The sequence below is a fragment of the Corynebacterium jamesii genome, from assembly GCF_046097395.1.
Taxonomy (GTDB): domain Bacteria; phylum Actinomycetota; class Actinomycetes; order Mycobacteriales; family Mycobacteriaceae; genus Corynebacterium.
Genome location: NZ_CP175789.1, coordinates 1,404,497 through 1,422,484, shown reverse-complemented (window position 1 = coordinate 1,422,484; position 17,988 = coordinate 1,404,497). Strand labels below are relative to the sequence as shown.

Genomic DNA, 17,988 nt, shown 5'->3' with positions numbered 1-17,988 from the left:
GTGGCGGATGAGCGCTGGTTGCCGTTTGTCATGCGATTGCCCTAGTAGCTCAGTGGATAGAGCACGGCTCTCCTAAAGCCGGTGTCGGAGGTTCGATTCCTCTCTGGGGCACGCTGGAAGTCTCGAGACATCGTTCCGGTCGGTGTCTCGAGATTTTTGTTTTTGGTTGCCCCGACTGGGGTTGAGTTCGATGTCTTTCTTGTTGTAGTAGATCTTTTCTTCGGTAAGTGTGTAGGCAGCGATTTGTGCCCCGGTGGCGGTTATTTTGATGTCGACGTGGTTGTCGATGCAGACACCATGGTGATTGGTTCCCCCGCCCCATCGGCGGCCGATGTAGAGGCGGCGTAGTTTACTGCCCCATCGCAGGGTTGTCTTGCCGTTGGTGCCTACTTTGTCGGTGCGTAGTCGGTAGTCGTGCTCTGGTTTGATGTCCGCTTATCTGCATTCACCCCCATTAAGGGTGAATCTTCAGATCAAAACTAGAAGTAGTTTATAAAGAGTGTTATCTTTGTTAGGAGAGCCTTACCTTTCCTGCTGTTCATGAACCGAGGTTTACTATGGCCCAACAGTCCTCTACGCCCGCATGGAGTGCAAGCTCATCCAGTGGGTCGACGGCACGTTTAAACACCAGAGATCTCATCAACGCTGGCATCTTTGCTGCACTTTACTTTGTAATCACCTTTGTAAGCGGAATGATTGGATTCGCAGGACCACAATTCATGTTTATTGGATGGTTTATCGCGGCAATCGCAAACGGAATCGTGCTAGCGCTTTATGCCGCCCGCACGCCCAAAATGGGTGCTTTCACCCTCGTCGGTGGTATTAACGGACTAGCATTCATGCTCACCGGACACTACTTCTGGACCCTGCTGGGAAGCATAATTCTAGGGTTTATCGCGGATTTGGTTATTACAAAAAGCCACCTCAGTATTGCCAAATCCTTCCCTATTGCCTACGGCGTCTTCTGTGTCTGGATTTCTTTGCCTTTTATCCCGCTAATTCTGGATACGGACTCCTACTACGTCGATATCGCAGACCAAATGGGTCAAGAATATGCCGATGCCATGTCGGATATCTTCCAGCCATGGACCATTGGAGTACTGGCCATTTGTGCGCTCATCGTCGGCTTTATCGGAGGAAAGGTCGGAGTTCGCGTCAGCCGCAAACACTTTGAAAGCGCTGGTCTCCTGTGAGCCTGCAAAAACAGGGCGTGCTTCGTCGATCTTCGATCGATCCACGGACCGTGCTGCTTTCTGTTCTAGTAATCAATGCAGTAGCTCTCAGCCACGGCCACCTACCGACACTGCTGATTTCTATCGCTTTCAGCTCCATCGCACTAGCCACAGTAAAGCCACACTATGGTCTTATTTGCCTGTGCGCTTTTGCATTATCCTATCTTGGGTATTGGGGCCTATTACAGCTTCCTGGCTCCACATTTTTCGCTTTTTCGGCGGCAATTTTTTCGTGGCTAAGCCGTTTTGTCATCAGCATGTCCATCGGCGCATTCGGCTTGCTCACTCTCACACCATCCACGTTGACCTCAGCACTGCGGGACCTGCGTTTACCAGGCTGGGCCACCATTCCACCGGCGGTATTCCTGCGCGTTTTGCCGATCATCGTGGCAGAAGCCAAAGCCATCCGCGATGCCATGGTCCTTCGAGGTCTCCAGCCTGGAGTAAAAAGCTGGATCACACAGCCCACACAATCGTCCGCGATGCTGATCATCCCCTTATTAGGCGCCGTCGTCCGCGCTGGTGATGAGCTCGCTGCCTCTGCTCTTGTCCGGGGATTGGGAGGACCCACACGCCCAACCACCACCGCCGATCTTTCCTTCAAGCTTGTCGATGCAACTGCACTAGCTGGGTTGGGCCTCGTTGTTGCCTCTGTCTGGCTTCCCACGGAGGTCCACTTATGAACGAACGCAGTATCGCAACCAGTGTAAACGCCCACAACGTTTCTTTTACATATCCATTGGGCGCTCGGCCAGGCATTCAAGGTGTATCTGATGTGTCCTTTTCTGTCTCGCCAGGACAGTGCCTACTGATTACCGGTGATTCCGGATCGGGAAAGTCCACGGTACTCAAGTTGATCAACGGGCTCATCCCCCATTTCAATCCAGGAGAGCTGCTAGGAACCATCACTATTATAAAGGAGGACCAGGCTTTTAACCCTGCGGAAGAACCGCTGTCCCGAGCCATCGAGTTCAGCGCTTCAGTATTCCAGAATCCAAGGACACAATTTTTCACTGAAAGCGTCAATGCAGAATTGGCCTTCGGGCTAGAAAACCTTGGTGTGGATCCCACAGAAATTGAGTCGAGGATTCAATCAGCGGTCGAGCTACTAGGCATTGACGATCTTCGGGGCCGGCGATTCAAAGAATTATCCGGTGGACAGTTACAAACCGTGGCATGCGCATGCGCGCTTGTGTCCCCGGGCAGTCTCGTGCTTCTCGATGAACCCACGTCCAATCTCTCCATGGAAAGCATCGATATTCTTGCACGCGTGCTACACCGCTTGAAGGAATTAGGCACAACGATCATTATCGCTGATCACCGCCTCTTTTTCTTAAAAGATATCGCTGACCAAGTCATTTACTTGACTCAGGGAAAAATAACGCGGAGTTTCCACGCTCAGGAGTTTTATGGCTTAGACGAACCCGAACGCAAACAATTGGGGCTACGCAGCTTACACCACGTTCCCCTGCCCGCGAGCGTGCCGGTACCACCCACGCTCGAAAACGCCGATCCCCAGCGGAGCGGACTCGAGTTAAGCAACATCTGTTTTTCTTATGGCACGCATGAGGTGCTAAACATTGACCACGCATTTTTCCCCAGCGGCGAAGTCACTGCCTTAATCGGGCCCAACGGCGCTGGAAAAACCACCCTCGCCAGGATCATTTGTGGTCTTGCTTCTCCCAAACGCGGCGGTAATCTCCGTTTGAACAGCAAACGAGTAGGAGCGGCTGCCCGCAGACGTGCCGCGTACATGGTGATGCAAGATGTTGGCCGCCAATTATTCGCAGCCACCACCGAAGAAGAAGTCACGCTCGGACTGGCAAAGAAGAAGCGGGACCACATCGATGTCAATGAGATTCTCCATCGCCTCGATCTGGCAGGAATGGCCCAACGGCATCCGCAGTCTCTGTCCGGTGGGCAACGGCAACGCTTAGCCATAGCTTCAGCCCAAGCCGAGCAAGCAGAGGTCTACATCTTCGATGAACCTACCTCTGGCGTGGGCTGGCGCCAACTGCAATCCATCTCTGCGCTACTTCGATCTCTTGCAGCAAGCGGAGCAGTGGTCATCGTCATCACCCATGACCACGAATTCATCCAAGAATCAGTCACCAGAATCATCGATATTACTGACATCAACAAGAATTGAGAAAGAAATGTCTGAAATAAGACAGAGTTCCACAGAATCAAGCGGAACCCACGCACCAGAATCACACGGTGCGTCACCGGAAGAAGAGGCTCGCGCAAAACTAAAAGCCGGCCAGGTCGCTCTAAAAAAGCTACTGGCCCCAGTGCAAACAACCATCTACTTCGCACAGTTTCTCGCGCTTATATCCTCGGTACTCGCCGTAGCACCCTACGTCGCGTTGGTGGCACTGGGAAATGCTCTAATCGACGGCAAAACTGATGACGTCGCGTCCATTGTGAAATGGCTACTTGCTGCATTTTTGGGCCAGCTATTCTTCTATTTCCTTGCCCTTGCGATCACCCACTTCGCTGATGCAAAGCTGGTGGGGATTAACCGGCGCCGAATTATTACCGCTATTGCGAAAGCACCACTCTCGTGGTTTAGCCAGACTAATTCCGGCAAAGTTCGCAAAGCCGTCGAGGACGATACGTTAACTCTGCACACCCTGACAGCCCACGCTCCTGTAGAGAAGGTCGCCGCGATCTTTACGCCCCTCGCGCTTCTGGTTTATGCCTTTATCTTGGATTGGCGCCTTGGTCTTCTTTCTATTGCCACTGTGCCCATTTTCCTAGCAATCCAAGCGTATTCAATGAAAGATATGGGCACAAAAACTGCGGAAATGGATAATTATCTGGGTGAGGTCTCTGCGACTGCGGTGGAGTTCTCCGAAGGTATTTCCGTCGTCAAGGCTTTCGGCACCGTTGGCAAAGCCCACGCTCGATATCGCGAAGCTGCCCAAAAATTCGCGGAATTCTATTACGAGTGGGTACGTCCGCTTCTGCGTGTTTCCGCAATCTCAGAGTCTGTGGTGGCGGTTCCTGTCCTCATCCTTATCAATGTAGGAGTCGGTTCCCTGCTGATAGCTGGTGACTATGTAACGGTCGCTGAAGTCATCGCAACAACGTTAATTGCGCTGGTGCTCCCGGGCACGATTCAAACCGTCGGCCAAATGATGTGGTCTTACCAGCTCGCTGGCAATGCGGCGTTGCGCCTTGATGAAGTCATGACAATTTCCCATGTGAAAGAAGGCCAAAAGAGACTCGATGCCAGTAGTCAAGACATGGAGGTGGAGTTCCATAAGGTCAGCTTTAGCTACGCCCCAGACACACCAGTCCTCCAAGACTTTTCTGCGCAACTAAATGCAGGCACTGTCACGGCATTGATTGGCCCCTCCGGGTCTGGCAAATCCACAGCAGCAACGATGCTGGCGCGTTTCCAGGATCCAGATTCGGGCACAATCACTATCAACAACGTGGATATCCGTGATCTCACTTTCGACAGTTTGTACCGCACTGTGGCTTTCGTCTTACAAGATCCTCACTTACTGCGTATGAGTATTCGGGAAAACATTCGCCTTGCACGCCCAGAAGCCCGCGATGAAGAGATCTGGCAAGCCGCAGAGGCTGCGCACATAGCTGCTGATATTCGCGCTTTACCGGCTGGGCTCGACACCGTTGTTGGTGAGGACACCTCTTTATCCGGTGGACAACAGCAACGCATTTCTATTGCCCGGGCAATCATTACCAATGCCCCAATCTTGATCCTGGATGAAGCTACTGCGGCAACTGATCCTGACTGCGAAGCAGAAATTCAAGCAGCTCTAGCCACACTCGTCAGAGGCAAGACCGTCTTAGTCATCGCCCACAAGCCGGAGTCCATCCAAGGCGCAGACCAAATAATCTGCCTCAAGCCTATGAAGGATAATTCTCATGTCTAATGCCACTACGCCTGCTAGTTCGCGTCTTCGTGATCCGCTACTCACTCGCAGTGTCAAAAAGCTGCAAAGTCCTGTAGGCCATAAGCTCAATAAAAGGTATGCTTGTCTATCTCTTATCGTGGGCGTGCTTGACGGCCTCGCCGTTCTCACGCTCGTGCCACTTACAAAGGCACTCGATGGGGATACGACGATCGCACCATGGATGTGGACGCTTTTGGCAATTGCGCTCGTAGCTTTTGCGCTACGATTTTTCGCAACCATGGCCTCTTACCACACGGCCTTGGATTTCATCCGAACCGCGCACACGACTGTGGGCGATAAATTAGCAACGCTACCGCTCGGCTGGTTCGTACCGGCTAATACCGGCGGCCTATCTCGCCTCGTTTCAGATCGCTTTATGGTGGCGACCGAGACCATTGCGCGTATTCAAGGAACGATATACCGCGATAGCGCGGCACTTGTCACCTTGTTAGTAGGAGCGTGTTTCTGGAACCCGAAGCTGGGCTTGGTCCTTCTTATCATCGCACCATTGGCGCTCGTGGTGATGCAGTTGGCTGCATGGATTCGTGAGAAAGCATCGAACCGCGCACTGGGGCCGAGTAAAGAGCTCTCCCAGCGCATCGTAGAATTTGCTAACTGTCAACCAGCCCTGCGCGCGGCAGGACAATCACAAGTTTTTGCGCCACTAGAGCAAGCGCTAGAAATCGACCATAAAGCACGAATACGCGAGCTATGGGTATCCACATTAGCTTTGCTACTCAACGGCATAGTAGTGCAGATCTTCATTGTGGCTCTCATTATGGTCTCCGCGGATCTTGCCGTTGAAGGCGCCCTATCGCCACTAGAAACAATTGCGATCATCGGAATCAGCTTGAGGTTTACCCGCACGCTTGAACAGCTGGGTTCTTCTTTCGTCGGTTTAGATGCCGGCCGTATCGCGCTTACAGAAACTGAGCTCATCACCGATGCCCCTTCCCTGCCAGAACCCACTACTCCGCGCCTAGGCGATGGTTCGGGAAATGTAGAGCTGCTTAATGTCACGTTTGGATACGGCGATAAACCAGTATTGGTAGATGTCACTTTCCATGCTCGACCAGGCACCGTTACCGCCATTGTCGGTCCTTCTGGCTCCGGAAAGACCACAATTGCGCGCCTTATTTCGCGATTCTGGGATGTAGATTCCGGGGCGGTGATGGTTGACGGCGTAGATATCCGCGAGCTTGGAACCGAACAGTTAATGTCCAGACTGTCCATGGTCTTTCAGGACGTTTACCTCTTCGACGACTCGTTAATCGCTAATATCCGCGTTGGTCGTCCCGACGCCTCCGATGAGGAAGTCTTCCGCGCAGCTGATCTTTCAGGCGTGACTTCTATTGCCAACCGCCTAGGGTGGCATACTCCAGTTGGTGAAGGCGGGCGGCTTCTATCCGGTGGTGAACGCCAGCGCGTATCTGTAGCTCGCGCGCTTCTCAAACAAGCGCCGATTGTACTCTTTGATGAGGCTACCTCCGCGCTCGATGCAGAAAATGAGGCAAACATTCTTGCTGCGATGGACGAGCTACGGGAGCAATCTACTTTCATTGTCATCGCCCATAAGCTGGATACAATCAAATCTGCTGATCAAATCGTAGTCTTGGATGAACACGGGCAAGTCAGCCAGCTGGGCACGCACTCTGAGCTTTCCGATGTCCCCGGTATCTACCGTCACTTCTGGCAGCAACGCAAAGCAGCACGCGGGTGGAAAATCAATTCGGGACGCGATTAACGCGGGCACCGAGATTGGCGTTGTTTGCGGGGGCACCCTTCTCCCCCCCCGCAGCACGGAGCACCCTAAGTGCACCGACAAAGCTCAGAGCGAAGAATACGGTAGCGGCTACGAGTGACCACTGCGCGGCGTTGGCTATGCCTACGCTTAAGGCCTACACCACTGCCCCAGGCACACGGTCGTTTGCGTTGCGGAGGCTTGCCTGGAGTCATAGACGGGAATATCCCGCAGCATCGTGCCGGTCAGCTGCGCGGAGGCGAACCCCAGGCCCAAGCCGTACAGGTTCAGCGGCGCGGCGATGACCATAAGCAGGACGAGGATAAGGACGCCGACGGCTTCCAAGCCGATCCCAATGAGCACGGTGCCAGGCGCCCCGTACCGTGCCGCGACGTCGGGGGTGGCAAAATCTGTGGGATTCTTCAAAGCGGATGGCACCCTTGATTCAGAGGCGATCGTCAAGAGCATCCGCGAAAGCGCGGCAAAACCCAAGAGCAGAAGCCGCGCGAAGTAGGCGCAGAATGAACTGATGCCCTGGACTAGCGTCGCGTCCAGGTGCAGAAGCGGTAGCGCAAGGGCTGCTCGGTATCGACTTCTTGGTCGACCGGGTGGCCCTTTTCCGATTCCTGCCAGTCCTGCGCCGACTCTTCAAATTCCTCTTCCGGAACCAGTGGTGCATACACCTGGAATCGTTCGGGTGCCTCCATATCAATCTCCGTGATGACGATGCGGTCAGCCACGGGCATGCACTGGGCGTACACCTGACCGCCACCCAGCACCCACACTGTAGGGGTGCGGTCGTCAGCGCCCTCGCCTTTGTCGGCGCTGTCCGTCAGCTCGTTCAGGATCTGCTCGGCGGCGTTGGCCAGTGCGCTGGGGATCGACGGTTCGACAATGCCACCGGGGGCGTCATAGTTATCCTGCCGGGTGATCACATAATTTGTGCGATCCGGCAGTGGACGGAAGCCATCGTCTAGTGCTTCCCAGGAGGTGCGCCCCATGACGACGGGATAGCCGCTTGTAGCGTTCTTGAAGTGCTTCAAGTCCTCTGGCAGATACCACGGCATGTCTGCGCCATCACCAATGACGCCATCGGTGGTTTGTGCCCAGATCATGCCAATCTCAACCTGGTCGCGGGAAATCCCCTTAGCCTCCAGCGCGTAACTCACCGCTGCGGCGGTGAGATCCGGGTAATCTCCGGGCTCATAGCCAGTCGGACGGTGGGGCTTTTCGTTAGTAGTCATTTATACGGCCACCTTTGCCTTGATCACCGGGTGCGGGTCGTAGCCGGTGAACTTGATATCGGAGAAGTCGTAGGAGAACATATCCGCTGCCTTGTTTAGCTGTAGCTGCGGATACGGGCGAGGATCGCGCGAAAGCTGCAGCTTTACCTGTTCCACGTGGTTGTCGTAGATGTGGCAATCGCCGCCGGTCCAGATGAACTCGCCAACCTCCAGACCCGCCTGCTGGGCAAACATGTGAGTTAACAGCGAGTAGCTCGCGATGTTGAAAGGTACGCCCAGGAACATGTCCGCGCTGCGCTGATACAGCTGGCAGCTCAACTTGCCGTCTGCCACATACAGCTGGAACAACAGGTGGCATGGCGGCAGAGCCATGTTGTCCAGCTCGGAAACATTCCATGCGCTGACGATATTGCGGCGGGAGTCGGGGTTGGTCTGAAGCATGTTCAAAGCCCCCGAGATCTGATCGATGTGCTGGCCGTTCGGGGTGGGCCAGCTGCGCCACTGCACGCCATAAACCGGCCCTAAGTCACCGTTTTCGTCCGCCCATTCATTCCAAATGCGGATGCCGTTTTCCTGCAGCCAGCGCACATTGGAATCACCCCGGAGGAACCACAGCAGCTCGCCAACCACGGACTTAATGTGCACCGATTTGGTGGTGATCAGGGGGAAACCCGCAGAGAGGTCGTAGCGTAGCTGACGACCAAACAGGCTGGTGGTGCCGGTGCCCGTTCGGTCTCCCTTGGGAGTACCGGTCTCCAAAATCTGCCGGAGCAGATCTTCATACGGGGTGGGGATGGAGCCTGGCTGTTGCTGGGTATCCACTGACGCTCCGCCTGCCTTTCCTGCTCTAAATCAAAGTCCCACATAGTCTACGTCGGACAGTCAGAGGTGGCACGCACGGGGCGCGGAGCCTGTCAGGATTTGAGTATCGACTTGCTGGTCGGGTTGGCGCAGTCGCTGGTAGTGGGATTATGGTCGCCCGCCTTGCGTGTTAAACCCCACAGAATCAGACCGATGGTCTGGTTGTTCTGTGGCAGGGCGGCGTGCCCCGGCGGAATCAGAAGGTTACAGGCCTTTCCGATCTCCACGTTGGCCACGTCAGCGCCGTCGACAGACTTCAGCTGGGAGGTGCTGTTCGGGGTGGCGGTGGTATCAGCCGAGGAATACAGGTTGGTGTACTGCACGCGCTTGTCAGTATCCGGCTTCTCGTTCAGCCGGTTGATTACCTCCGAGCCGATCAGCTGCTGCACGCCTGCCTTGCCCGCCACGGATTCCGCGAGTTCTGGGTTGCGCTCGATGATCGGGCGCAGCGTCTTATCCATGCCATTTAACGTGGTGCCGTGGTACGTCGGAGCTACGCCAACCACACGGTCGACCTTCTCTCCGCCGCCGTTTTCCGCGATGTACTTCTTCAGGTGAAGTCCGCCCTGAGAGTGCCCAACCAAATCGACCTTCTCTGCACCCGTGACAGACAAGATGTAGTCGATGGTTGATGCGATCTCCTTGGCGGAATCGTCGATATCCTCCGTGGCATAAAGACCAAGCAGATTCGGCTTGCCATCCTGACGCTTTCCATAGTTGAAAGCCCAGGTGCAAAAGCCCTGCTCCGTAAGAGCATTGGCGGCCTTCTGCCAGCGCGTAGAGTTATCCGACGTGCCGTGGATGAAAACGACAGGATTCGGATGTTCCGGCGAAGGCACGCACAGGGCATTGTTCACAGGGGTAGTTGCCACATGCTTACCTACGAGCCCATCTGGCACGGCGGCGTCATCACTAGGGGAGGCCAAAGCGGCAGGAGCGAGCGCGGCAGAGAAAAGAGAGGAAGTCAGGGTGAGAGCCAGTGCGGCGACACTGGCACGGGCGGCACTGCGAATACGCCCAACTGCGAGATACTTAGTTGTCATAGAAGAAACGATAGCCCAACTTCCACCGCTGGCCACCGTTACAACCCACGTGCACAGGCGTGCAATCACCCTGGTCGCGAGTCAATCCCCACTCCACCAGGCCAATTACGTGATCGTTTTCAGGTAGCGACGCATGCCCCGGGGGTAGCAACAACCCGCAGACCTCGCCGACCTCCGCCTCGGCAACATCGGCTCCGTCGATCGACTCCAGCTGGGACGTCGAATTCGGCGTGGCCGTAAGATCTTTCGAGGTGTAGATGTTCGTATAAGTAACGTTTGGGTGGGTATCTGGCAGCTCGTTGAGCTTGCGGATCAACTCTGAATGGTTCAGTTGCTGCACCGCAGCCTTACCCGCCACCAGATCCGCAAACTCCGGGTTGCGATCCACCAGATTCTGCAGGATCGAGGACATACCCGTCATCGTGGTGCCGTGATAGGTCGCGGCAATGCCCACCGCACGATGCACCTTCTCGTGTCCGCCATGTTCCGCAATGTACTTCTTAATGTGCAGCCCGCCCTGGGAATGTCCCACTAGATTCACTTTGCTGGCGCCTGTCACGTCCAGGATGTAATCGATTGTTTCCGCGATCTCTACGGCGGATTCGTCGATATCGTTCACAGCAAACACCCCAGGTATAGCGGGACGGCCGACTTCCGGCTTGCCGTAGTTAAAGGCCCACACAGAGTAGTCACGGGCTGCAAAGTACGTCGTGGCCTTCTGCCACCGGAAGGAATTATCCGTCGTGCCGTGGATGAAAACCAGGGGATAGGGGTGCTTTTCCGAAAGCTCCTTCTGCGGGTTATTAGCCGGAGCGCCCAGGACGAAGCGCCCCTGCAAGGTGGCTGGCACATCGGCATCCAGCTGAAGTTTTTTGCGGGAGGCCGGGCGGGGCGTCAAGAAGGAAAAAGGAAGCATACCGCCGTAGCTTAAGGGCTAAGGGGGATAAACATCTAGAGAGAATAAGCTCCGTGCTTCTCGTGGAACTTCGCGGCGGAGGCCAGAATTTCGTCGGCTCGGTCGGGGCGGGAGATGACCAGATCCGGCAGGTATGGAGACTCGCAGTTATAACGCAGCGGGGTGCCATCCAAGCGGGAGGTGTGCAGACCAGCGGCCTGTGCAATGCCCACAGGAGCGGCGTTATCCCACTCGTATTGGCCGCCGGCGTGCACATAAGCGTCGTTATCTCCCAGGATCACGGAGACGGCCTTGGCACCGCAGGAACCCATGGTGACCAGCTCCATGCCCAAGTCTTCGGCGATGAACTCTGCAATGGCGGGAGTGGTGTTTTGGCTGATGACTAGACGGTTAGTGCGCTGCCCCCGAACGGCCCGAACCTCGGCGCTGCTGAACACACGCCCCAGATCCGGCATACCTACGGCGGACTCGACGATCTCGCCGTTTTCCGCCAAGGCGATGTGCACGGCCCAGTCCTGGCGGCCTCCTGCATACTCGCGGGTGCCATCAAGCGGATCGATAATCCACACGCGGGAGTTGTCCAGGCGCGCGAGGTCATCTTCGGCCTCTTCCGACAACATCGCATCATTCGGACGGTGCTGGATCAGGGATCGGGCGATCCAGTCCTGTGCCAGCGCGTCGCCCGCTTTGCCCAGTTCGGTGCCGCGGAGCAGACCTACGTTTCTTACGCCTTTGAGGATCTCCCCGGTGCCCTGCGCGAGTCTCTGGGCCAGCGTCGCATCATTGAGTTCAGCCGTCATAGTTCTTACTTTAGCGGTCTGTTTAAATGGTCACATGGCTGTTGACCCGCTGGATTCTTTTTATGCCCCCGTTGCAGCGTGGTTCCGGGATGTTTTCGCGGAGCCGACGGTCGTGCAAACGCAGGCATGGCGGGCCATCTCTGCAGGTCAGAACGCTTTGGTTGTGGCGCCGACGGGGTCGGGAAAAACTCTGGCGGCTTTTTTGTGGTCGTTGTCGCGACTTTCTGGGGGATCTTTTTTTAATGACGCCCCCACGCCCGAAAGGTCCAGTCCCACCAAGGTTTTGTACATTTCCCCCCTCAAAGCCCTGGGCGTAGACGTCAGCCGAAACCTGGCTGCCCCGCTGGCCGGCATTGCGCGCGTGGCAGACGCGATGGGGGAACCAAGCGCCCCGGTGCGGGTCGGGGTGCGCAGTGGAGACACCCCGCAGTCGGAACGTTCCAAGCTGCTCCGCAACCCGCCGGAGATTCTGGTGACCACGCCCGAGTCGCTGTACTTGATGCTGACGGGAAAGGCCGCAGCCACGCTGGCAAACGTGGATACCGTCATTGTGGACGAGGTGCACGCGGTGGCGGGCACGAAGCGCGGCACGCACCTGGCGCTGTCGTTGGAGCGGCTGGAGATGCTGACGGGCCAGTCGGTGCAGCGCATTGGCTTGTCGGCCACGGTGAATCCCGTGGACAAGGTCGCCAGCTTCCTGGGGGGCGATCGGCCGGTGACGGTGGTGAACCCGGAACAGCCGAAATCGTGGGATGTGCAGGTGACCAGCGTGGTGGAGGATTTCCAGGATCCTCCCGCGGTAGAAGACGTCGCGTTGGCGGAGTATGAGGTGGCGGAGGAAGGGGCGTCCGCAAGAGAGACAGAGGAAGCACTAGTAGACGGGGCACCAGTAGATGAGGCACTGCTTGGCCCCAGCCTCATCGGCGAGGGGCTGGGTGGCAACACCCATAACGGGTCGGGGGCGCGCGTGGCTAGCGGGGTGGATAAAGAATCCGCGCTGCCACAGCAGAAGAGCGTGTGGCCGCACGTGCAGCGTGCGATTTATCGGCAGGTGATGGATAACCGCTCCACGCTGGTGTTCGTGAACTCCCGGCGTGCGGCGGAGCGGCTGACTGGCGCGCTGAACGAGGAGTGGGCCAAGGAACACGACCCCGACGCGCTGGCCTCTGCGACCAGGCGCGATCCAGCTCAGATGATGGCGCAGTCCGGCGCGGTGCGGGGAATAGATGGTGTGGGCGTGGCACGGGCTCACCACGGGTCGGTCTCCAAGGACGAGCGCGCGGATATAGAGGCAGCTCTGAAGTCTGGCGAGTTGCGGTGCGTGGTGGCCACGAGTTCGCTGGAGTTGGGCATCGACATGGGCCTGGTGGATCACGTGGTGCAGGTCGGCGCGCCGCCCTCGGTGGCTTCGGCGGTGCAGCGGTGTGGCCGCGCCGGGCACACAGTGGGCGCAACCAGCCATGCGACGATCTACCCGCTGCATAAGCAAGACGCCGAGGCTGCGGTGGTTGTGGTGGATCGGCTGCTGAAGGGGGAACTGGAGCCGCTGCACGTCGTGCACAACGCGCTGGATGTGCTGGCCCAGCAGACGGTAGCGGCGAGCGTGCAGGCCGGCACGAGCGGCACGGGCGGCTCAGACAACCCAGGCGCGCTAGACGTCGAGGAGTGGTGGCGCGTAGTTCGCCGTGCACACCCTTATGCCACGTTGCCGCGCGAGGCCTTTGATGGGGTGGTGGAGATGATTAGCGGCCGCTATCCCTCTACCGACTTTGCGGACCTTAAAGCCCGCGCGATCTACGATCCCGTCGCCGGCACCCTGGAGGCTCGCCCGGGTGCACAGCGCCTGGCCGTGACCAGCGGCGGTACCATCCCGGATCGGGGCATGTTCGGGGTGTTCCTAGCCGCCGGGGAGAACGATGGTGCCCGCCGAGTGGGCGAGCTGGACGAGGAGATGGTCTACGAGTCCCGCGTTGGCGACGTGTTCACCCTGGGAGCCAGCAGTTGGCGAATCCTGGAGATCAACCGCGACCAGGTAATTGTTGCCCCGGCTGCGGGGCACACGGGCCGCCTGCCGTTCTGGGTGGGCGATGCCGCGGGGCGCCCGGTGGAACTGGGCCAGGCCATCGGCGAGCATCGCCGTACTTGGGGCTCTGGCACGTTGGCGGACATTCGCTCGGCAGATTTTTTGGACGCCCACACCCGCGCCAACCTGGATGCCTATTACAAGGAGCAGAAGGAATCCGCAGGGATCATCCCGGACGAACGGACTGTGCTAATCGAGCGCTTCCGCGACGACATCGGCGACTGGCGGGTGGTGGTGCACACCCCGTTCGGCCGCGGGGTGAATGCCCCGTGGGCACTGGCGCTGGGCGCGGAGCTGAACCGCCGGACGGGCATAGATGCCATGGCCGTGGCGGGCGACGATGGAATGGTGCTGCGCCTGCCGTATTCGGATGATCCACCGGGCATGGAGCTGCTGCTCGGTGAGCATGGCTATAGCGGTTCCGAGCGGGCGGAAGCCACGCTGGCGGACGTGATGGAGGAAGTCGGATCCTCAGCGTTGTTCGCCGCCCGCTTCCGCGAGTGCGCGGCCCGGGCGCTACTGCTGCCGCGGAGGAACCCCGGAAAGCGCCAGCCGCTGTGGCAGCAGCGACAGCGTGCCGCCCAGCTGTTGGATGTGGCCCGGGACCACCCGGAGTTCCCCGTGATGGTGGAGACCATGCGCGAGTGCGTGCACGACGTGTACAACCTGGACTCTTTGAAAGCCCTGGTGGCGGACCTGGGCCAGCGCGGGGTGCGATTGGCGGAGGTGACGACGGAAGGGCCGAGCGCTTTTGCAGAATCCCTGCTGTTCACCTATACGAGCGCCTTTATGTACGAGGGCGATTCCGCCGAGAGGTCCGCCGCCCTGGCCGTGGATCCCGCGCTGCTGGCGAAGGTGCTGGGCACCCGCGAGGAGGGCATGGCGCTGGATCCGGCCGCGGTGCGTCGGGTGGTGGAGGCCGCGCAGTGGCTGGCAGAGGGGCGACAGGCTACGAGTGTGGAGCAGGCCGTGGATATGCTGCGCGCCCTCGGGCCGTTGAGCCTGGATGGGGTGCGGGAACGCATCGAACCTTGGGCCGGAACCGTGGAGGATAGCCTGACGCAGTTGCGGGAGCTGGTGCCTACGCGACTGGTGGAGGTGCACTTCGGTGGCCAGCTGAAGCTTGGTGCGGTGGAGGACATGCCCCTACTGCGCGATGGCCTAGGCGTGCCCGTGCCGCCTGGCGTGGCCATCGCCGCCGAACAAGTGGACCAGGTGGATAATGCCATCGATCAACTATTGCTGCGTTGGATGAAGAACCGTGGGCCTACTACAGCCGGGGAGGCCGCCGCCGAGTTCGGGCTGGGTCGCGCCACTGCAGATGCGCTGCTGGCCCGGTGGGCAGAGGGAACACGTGCAAAGGGCGATGCGCAAGGTCGGCAGCGCCGTTTGGCCGCAGGGTATTTCGTGTTCCTGGGGGACTTTTCGGATGGCGCCTCTCCTGCCTCCTCGATCACCGCTACGACAACCGCCACCGGCACTGATCCGCGGGCTGACGTGCAAGGTAGGCCACAGCCCGGCCCGCAGGGTGAGACGCAGCCCGACCCGCAGGGTGAGCTGCAGCCCGGCTCGCAGGGCGAGACGCAGCCCGGTCCGCAGGATGAGACGCAGTATGTGGACACGGGAATGCTGCGCCGCCTGCGCTCGGCAACGTTGGCAGCCGCGCGAGGTTCGCTGGAACCGGTAACCCAGCAGACCTACGCGCAGTTCTTGGGCAACTGGCACGGCCTGGGCCAGATGCAGCGCGAAGAACTGGCCAGCGTGCTGGAACAACTCGCCGGAGTGCCCATTCCCGCTAGCGCGTGGGAAACCCTGGTGCTGCCCGCGCGCATCCCGGACTACCAACCGGGGGACCTCGACGAACTGCTGAGTACCGGTGAGATCCTGGCCGTCGGCTCTGGGCAGGCCGGGGCCAAAGATGCCTGGGTGAGCTTTGTACCCGCGGATATGGCCGAGTACCTGTTGGATGGTGGGGAGGGGCTGGAACGGGGCGTCCAGAAGGACGAAACAGCGACCACCCTCGGCATGGTGGCCACACAAATCCTCCAGCACCTGCAGCGCGGCGGTGCATTCCTGGCGGCCGAGCTGCAGACGGCGACGGGGGCGGATCACGCGGAGGTCGATGCTGCGCTGTGGGAACTCTTCGATGCGGGGCTGGTGGCGCCCGATAGTTTTGCGGCACTGCGCGCGCGGCTGGTGGAGGCCGGGTCTACGGGAAAGCAGGCTCACCGGGCTCCCCGGCGGAACCAAGGGCGTGGGTCTGCGCGCCGGGTACGGATGGGGCGTAGCGGCTTTGCGCGGGCGACGCGGCGGGCGGTGAATGCGCACTTGTCCGTTCCCGGGCGCTGGTCCGCTGTGCAGGGGGGTGGTGCCGGCCAGGAACCGAAGAACCACCTCGATCCAGCCGAGCAGGCGCTGCTTCGCTCCGAGGCGTGGATCGACCGCTACGCCGTGGTTACCCGTGGCGCCGTTGTGGCCGAGAAATCCGCCGGAGGGTTCGCGGAGGCCTATCGCAGCTTAAGTGCCTGGGAGGACTCCGGAGAGGTGCTGCGAGGATACATCGTGGAGGGGCTGGGCGGGGCGCAGTTCGCCCCGCGCGACGTGATTTCCCAGCTACGGCGTGCGCAGGACGGGCGCGGGGAAAGTGGGCATGGCGCTGAAGCCACATCGGGTGCGCCCACCACGGCGCAGATACTCTCCGTCCTAGACCCGGCGAATCCCTTCGGCTCTACGCTGCCGTGGCCCGCGGTGGCACATTCGCAGTCCGAGGCCATGGCTCCCACGCGGGCTGCGGGGGCGATGATCGTGGTCGTGGCGGGGCGTGCCGAAGCTTATGTCTCTCGCGGTGGCAAGAACGTGGTGCTTTTTGCTCGGCCCGATTTTGGGGACGCTACACCTCAGCAGCCAACCGCCCCAGCTGCGCAGATAAATCTGGTGGTGGGGGCGATCAAGGAAGCTATCCGTGCTGGGCGATTGAGTCCAGTGACCGTGGAGAAAATCAATGGTTCTTCGGTGATGGATATCGCCACGACAGATTGGGTGGCCGCAGGAGCGCGGCTGACCCCGAAGGGATTGAGCATTCGTGCCTGAGGGTGATTCTGTACTGCAGCTTTCCAACCGCCTGCAGTGGATGGCCGGGCGGACGGTAAGGCACACCGACATCCGCGTACCGCGTTTCGCCACCGAGACTTTCGACGGCGAACAGATCCACCGGGTGTGGCCCTATGGAAAGCACCTTTTTATGCACATCGGGGAGCGGGTGATCCACACACATCTGAAAATGGAGGGAGTGTGGGCGATTCACCGCGCGGGGCAGCGCTGGCGCAGACCCGCTTACACCGCTCGCATCGTGCTGCGGTTTAGTCCGCAGTACGCAGGTGGGGAGCAAATTGAGATTGTGGGGCACGACCTGGGCTTTGTGCGAGTGTTCCCCGTTACGGAGTATCCGCAGGTCGTGGCACACTTGGGGCCGGACATTCTGGCAGAGAACTGGGCAGACGGTGGTAGGGAAGAGGCCATCGCGCGGATCATGCAGCGGCCGGAGAGGGCGCTAGGGGCTGCACTCTTGGATCAAAAGAACGTGGCGGGGATTGGTAACGAGTACCGCGCCGAGGTGATGTTCCTGGTTGGAATGCACCCGGAGGTGACGGTGGAACAGGTGGGAAAAGGCGGCGTGGAGAAAACAATCGACTTGGCACGACGCGTGATGTGGGACAATCGCCTAGAGCCGCATCGCGTATTCACGGGGGATCGGCGGCCCGGGCAGGGTACGTGGGTGTTCGGGCGTGCAGGTAAGGCGTGTCGGCGGTGTGGGGCGGCAATCGAGCAGTCGACGCTGGGTGGGCGTTGGGCGGGTGGCGACCCGAACCTGGACGCAGCGGAGTTGGAGCGGATTATCTGGTGGTGCCCTCACTGTCAGAACCCTCACCGTTAGAAACTGTCAGGCGATGTAAAAGGTCGCTAGTGAGGCGAAGGAGTGGCCATTTAACGCTGTAAGGGGGTAATAGATAAGCTCAAGGCACCCCCAAATTAGGGTGGATTAAGTTCATATTCAGGAAGGAAAGTGCAGGTCAGATGAGTTTACCTAATGTTCACCAAGGTGAGTGTTACAGGGTAAAGCGTGGCTTCATGCTGTAGATATT

Annotated in this window: 13 protein-coding genes, 1 tRNA gene and 1 pseudogene; 8 read left to right on the top strand and 7 right to left on the bottom strand. The window is 58.9% G+C overall.

The features are described from left to right. Window positions 1-38: 38 nt before the first annotated feature. Window positions 39-111: transfer RNA gene (locus ACKFRT_RS06385), tRNA-Arg, on the top strand. 30 nt (window positions 112-141) lie between these two features. On the opposite strand, the pseudogene ACKFRT_RS06380 reads toward ACKFRT_RS06385, so the two are convergent. Then, window positions 142-417, bottom strand: a pseudogene (locus ACKFRT_RS06380) (IS481 family transposase); the annotation flags it as partial. 140 nt (window positions 418-557) lie between these two features. Between ACKFRT_RS06380 and ACKFRT_RS06375 the strand changes: the two are divergent. From ACKFRT_RS06375 to ACKFRT_RS06355, 5 genes are read left to right on the top strand one after another with little or no spacing between them, the layout of a single operon-like run. After that, on the top strand, window positions 558-1,193 hold the full coding sequence (locus tag ACKFRT_RS06375; protein ID WP_034981170.1) for an MptD family putative ECF transporter S component: 636 nt from the start codon (window positions 558-560) through the stop codon (window positions 1,191-1,193). After that, window positions 1,190-1,915, top strand: a complete 726-nt coding sequence (locus tag ACKFRT_RS06370; protein WP_034981167.1) for an energy-coupling factor transporter transmembrane protein EcfT — start codon at window positions 1,190-1,192, stop codon at window positions 1,913-1,915. Before ACKFRT_RS06375 ends, ACKFRT_RS06370 begins: the two co-directional genes overlap by 4 nt. Then, window positions 1,912-3,381 carry an ABC transporter ATP-binding protein gene (locus ACKFRT_RS06365; RefSeq protein WP_034981165.1) on the top strand — a complete coding sequence of 490 codons (1,470 nt, stop codon included), beginning with the start codon at window positions 1,912-1,914 and terminating at the stop codon, window positions 3,379-3,381. Before ACKFRT_RS06370 ends, ACKFRT_RS06365 begins: the two co-directional genes overlap by 4 nt. 7 nt (window positions 3,382-3,388) lie before the next feature. Next, complete coding sequence (locus ACKFRT_RS06360) at window positions 3,389-5,137, top strand: ABC transporter ATP-binding protein (protein ID WP_034981163.1); 1,749 nt, start codon at window positions 3,389-3,391, stop codon at window positions 5,135-5,137. Next, window positions 5,130-6,902, top strand: coding sequence for an ABC transporter ATP-binding protein (locus ACKFRT_RS06355; RefSeq protein WP_408924731.1), 1,773 nt, complete (start codon window positions 5,130-5,132; stop codon window positions 6,900-6,902). Before ACKFRT_RS06360 ends, ACKFRT_RS06355 begins: the two co-directional genes overlap by 8 nt. A 147-nt stretch (window positions 6,903-7,049) precedes the next feature. Here the strand turns inward: ACKFRT_RS06355 and ACKFRT_RS06350 are convergent, their stop codons facing one another. The 6 genes from ACKFRT_RS06350 to ACKFRT_RS06325 all read right to left on the bottom strand — a co-directional run bounded on the left by ACKFRT_RS06350 (window position 7,050) and on the right by ACKFRT_RS06325 (window position 11,763). Beyond that, window positions 7,050-7,325: a hypothetical protein gene (locus tag ACKFRT_RS06350; RefSeq protein WP_408924730.1), complete on the bottom strand. Its 276-nt coding sequence runs from the start codon at window positions 7,323-7,325 to the stop codon at window positions 7,050-7,052. Between the two features lie 113 nt (window positions 7,326-7,438). Further along, a complete protein-coding gene (locus tag ACKFRT_RS06345) occupies window positions 7,439-8,143 on the bottom strand; it encodes a dihydrofolate reductase (RefSeq protein ID WP_034981157.1) in 705 nt (234 codons plus the stop codon). Then, window positions 8,144-8,965 (bottom strand): thymidylate synthase, encoded by an 822-nt coding sequence (locus ACKFRT_RS06340; RefSeq protein WP_034981155.1) that lies wholly within the window; start codon window positions 8,963-8,965, stop codon window positions 8,144-8,146. Between the two features lie 92 nt (window positions 8,966-9,057). Then, on the bottom strand, window positions 9,058-10,047 hold the full coding sequence (locus ACKFRT_RS06335) for a lipase family alpha/beta hydrolase (RefSeq protein ID WP_408924729.1): 990 nt from the start codon (window positions 10,045-10,047) through the stop codon (window positions 9,058-9,060). Then, window positions 10,037-10,963 (bottom strand): lipase family alpha/beta hydrolase, encoded by a 927-nt coding sequence (locus ACKFRT_RS06330; protein ID WP_408924728.1) that lies wholly within the window; start codon window positions 10,961-10,963, stop codon window positions 10,037-10,039. Before ACKFRT_RS06330 ends, ACKFRT_RS06335 begins: the two co-directional genes overlap by 11 nt. Before the next feature lie 35 nt (window positions 10,964-10,998). Further along, entirely contained in the window at window positions 10,999-11,763 is a 765-nt protein-coding gene (locus ACKFRT_RS06325; protein WP_034981149.1) for a 3'(2'),5'-bisphosphate nucleotidase CysQ, read from the bottom strand. A gap of 34 nt (window positions 11,764-11,797) precedes the next feature. Here ACKFRT_RS06325 and ACKFRT_RS06320 point away from each other — a divergent pair, with 34 nt between their 5' ends. After that, a complete protein-coding gene (locus ACKFRT_RS06320) occupies window positions 11,798-16,936 on the top strand; it encodes a DEAD/DEAH box helicase (RefSeq protein WP_408924727.1) in 5,139 nt (1,712 codons plus the stop codon). After that, on the top strand, window positions 16,929-17,780 hold the full coding sequence (locus ACKFRT_RS06315; RefSeq protein ID WP_408924726.1) for a DNA-formamidopyrimidine glycosylase family protein: 852 nt from the start codon (window positions 16,929-16,931) through the stop codon (window positions 17,778-17,780). The genes ACKFRT_RS06320 and ACKFRT_RS06315 overlap by 8 nt, the downstream gene beginning before the upstream one ends. The last annotated feature ends 208 nt before the right edge of the window (window positions 17,781-17,988 follow it).

Coding starts and splice junctions, on each gene's coding strand:
- ACKFRT_RS06360 (WP_034981163.1), top strand. CDS start 3,389: ATGTCTGAAATAAGACAGAGTTCCACAGAATCAAGCGGAACCCACGCA.
- ACKFRT_RS06325 (WP_034981149.1), bottom strand. CDS start 11,763: ATGACGGCTGAACTCAATGATGCGACGCTGGCCCAGAGACTCGCGCAG.
- ACKFRT_RS06330 (WP_408924728.1), bottom strand. CDS start 10,963: ATGCTTCCTTTTTCCTTCTTGACGCCCCGCCCGGCCTCCCGCAAAAAA.
- ACKFRT_RS06365 (WP_034981165.1), top strand. CDS start 1,912: ATGAACGAACGCAGTATCGCAACCAGTGTAAACGCCCACAACGTTTCT.
- ACKFRT_RS06345 (WP_034981157.1), bottom strand. CDS start 8,143: ATGACTACTAACGAAAAGCCCCACCGTCCGACTGGCTATGAGCCCGGA.
- ACKFRT_RS06320 (WP_408924727.1), top strand. CDS start 11,798: ATGGCTGTTGACCCGCTGGATTCTTTTTATGCCCCCGTTGCAGCGTGG.
- ACKFRT_RS06355 (WP_408924731.1), top strand. CDS start 5,130: ATGTCTAATGCCACTACGCCTGCTAGTTCGCGTCTTCGTGATCCGCTA.
- ACKFRT_RS06375 (WP_034981170.1), top strand. CDS start 558: ATGGCCCAACAGTCCTCTACGCCCGCATGGAGTGCAAGCTCATCCAGT.
- ACKFRT_RS06335 (WP_408924729.1), bottom strand. CDS start 10,047: ATGACAACTAAGTATCTCGCAGTTGGGCGTATTCGCAGTGCCGCCCGT.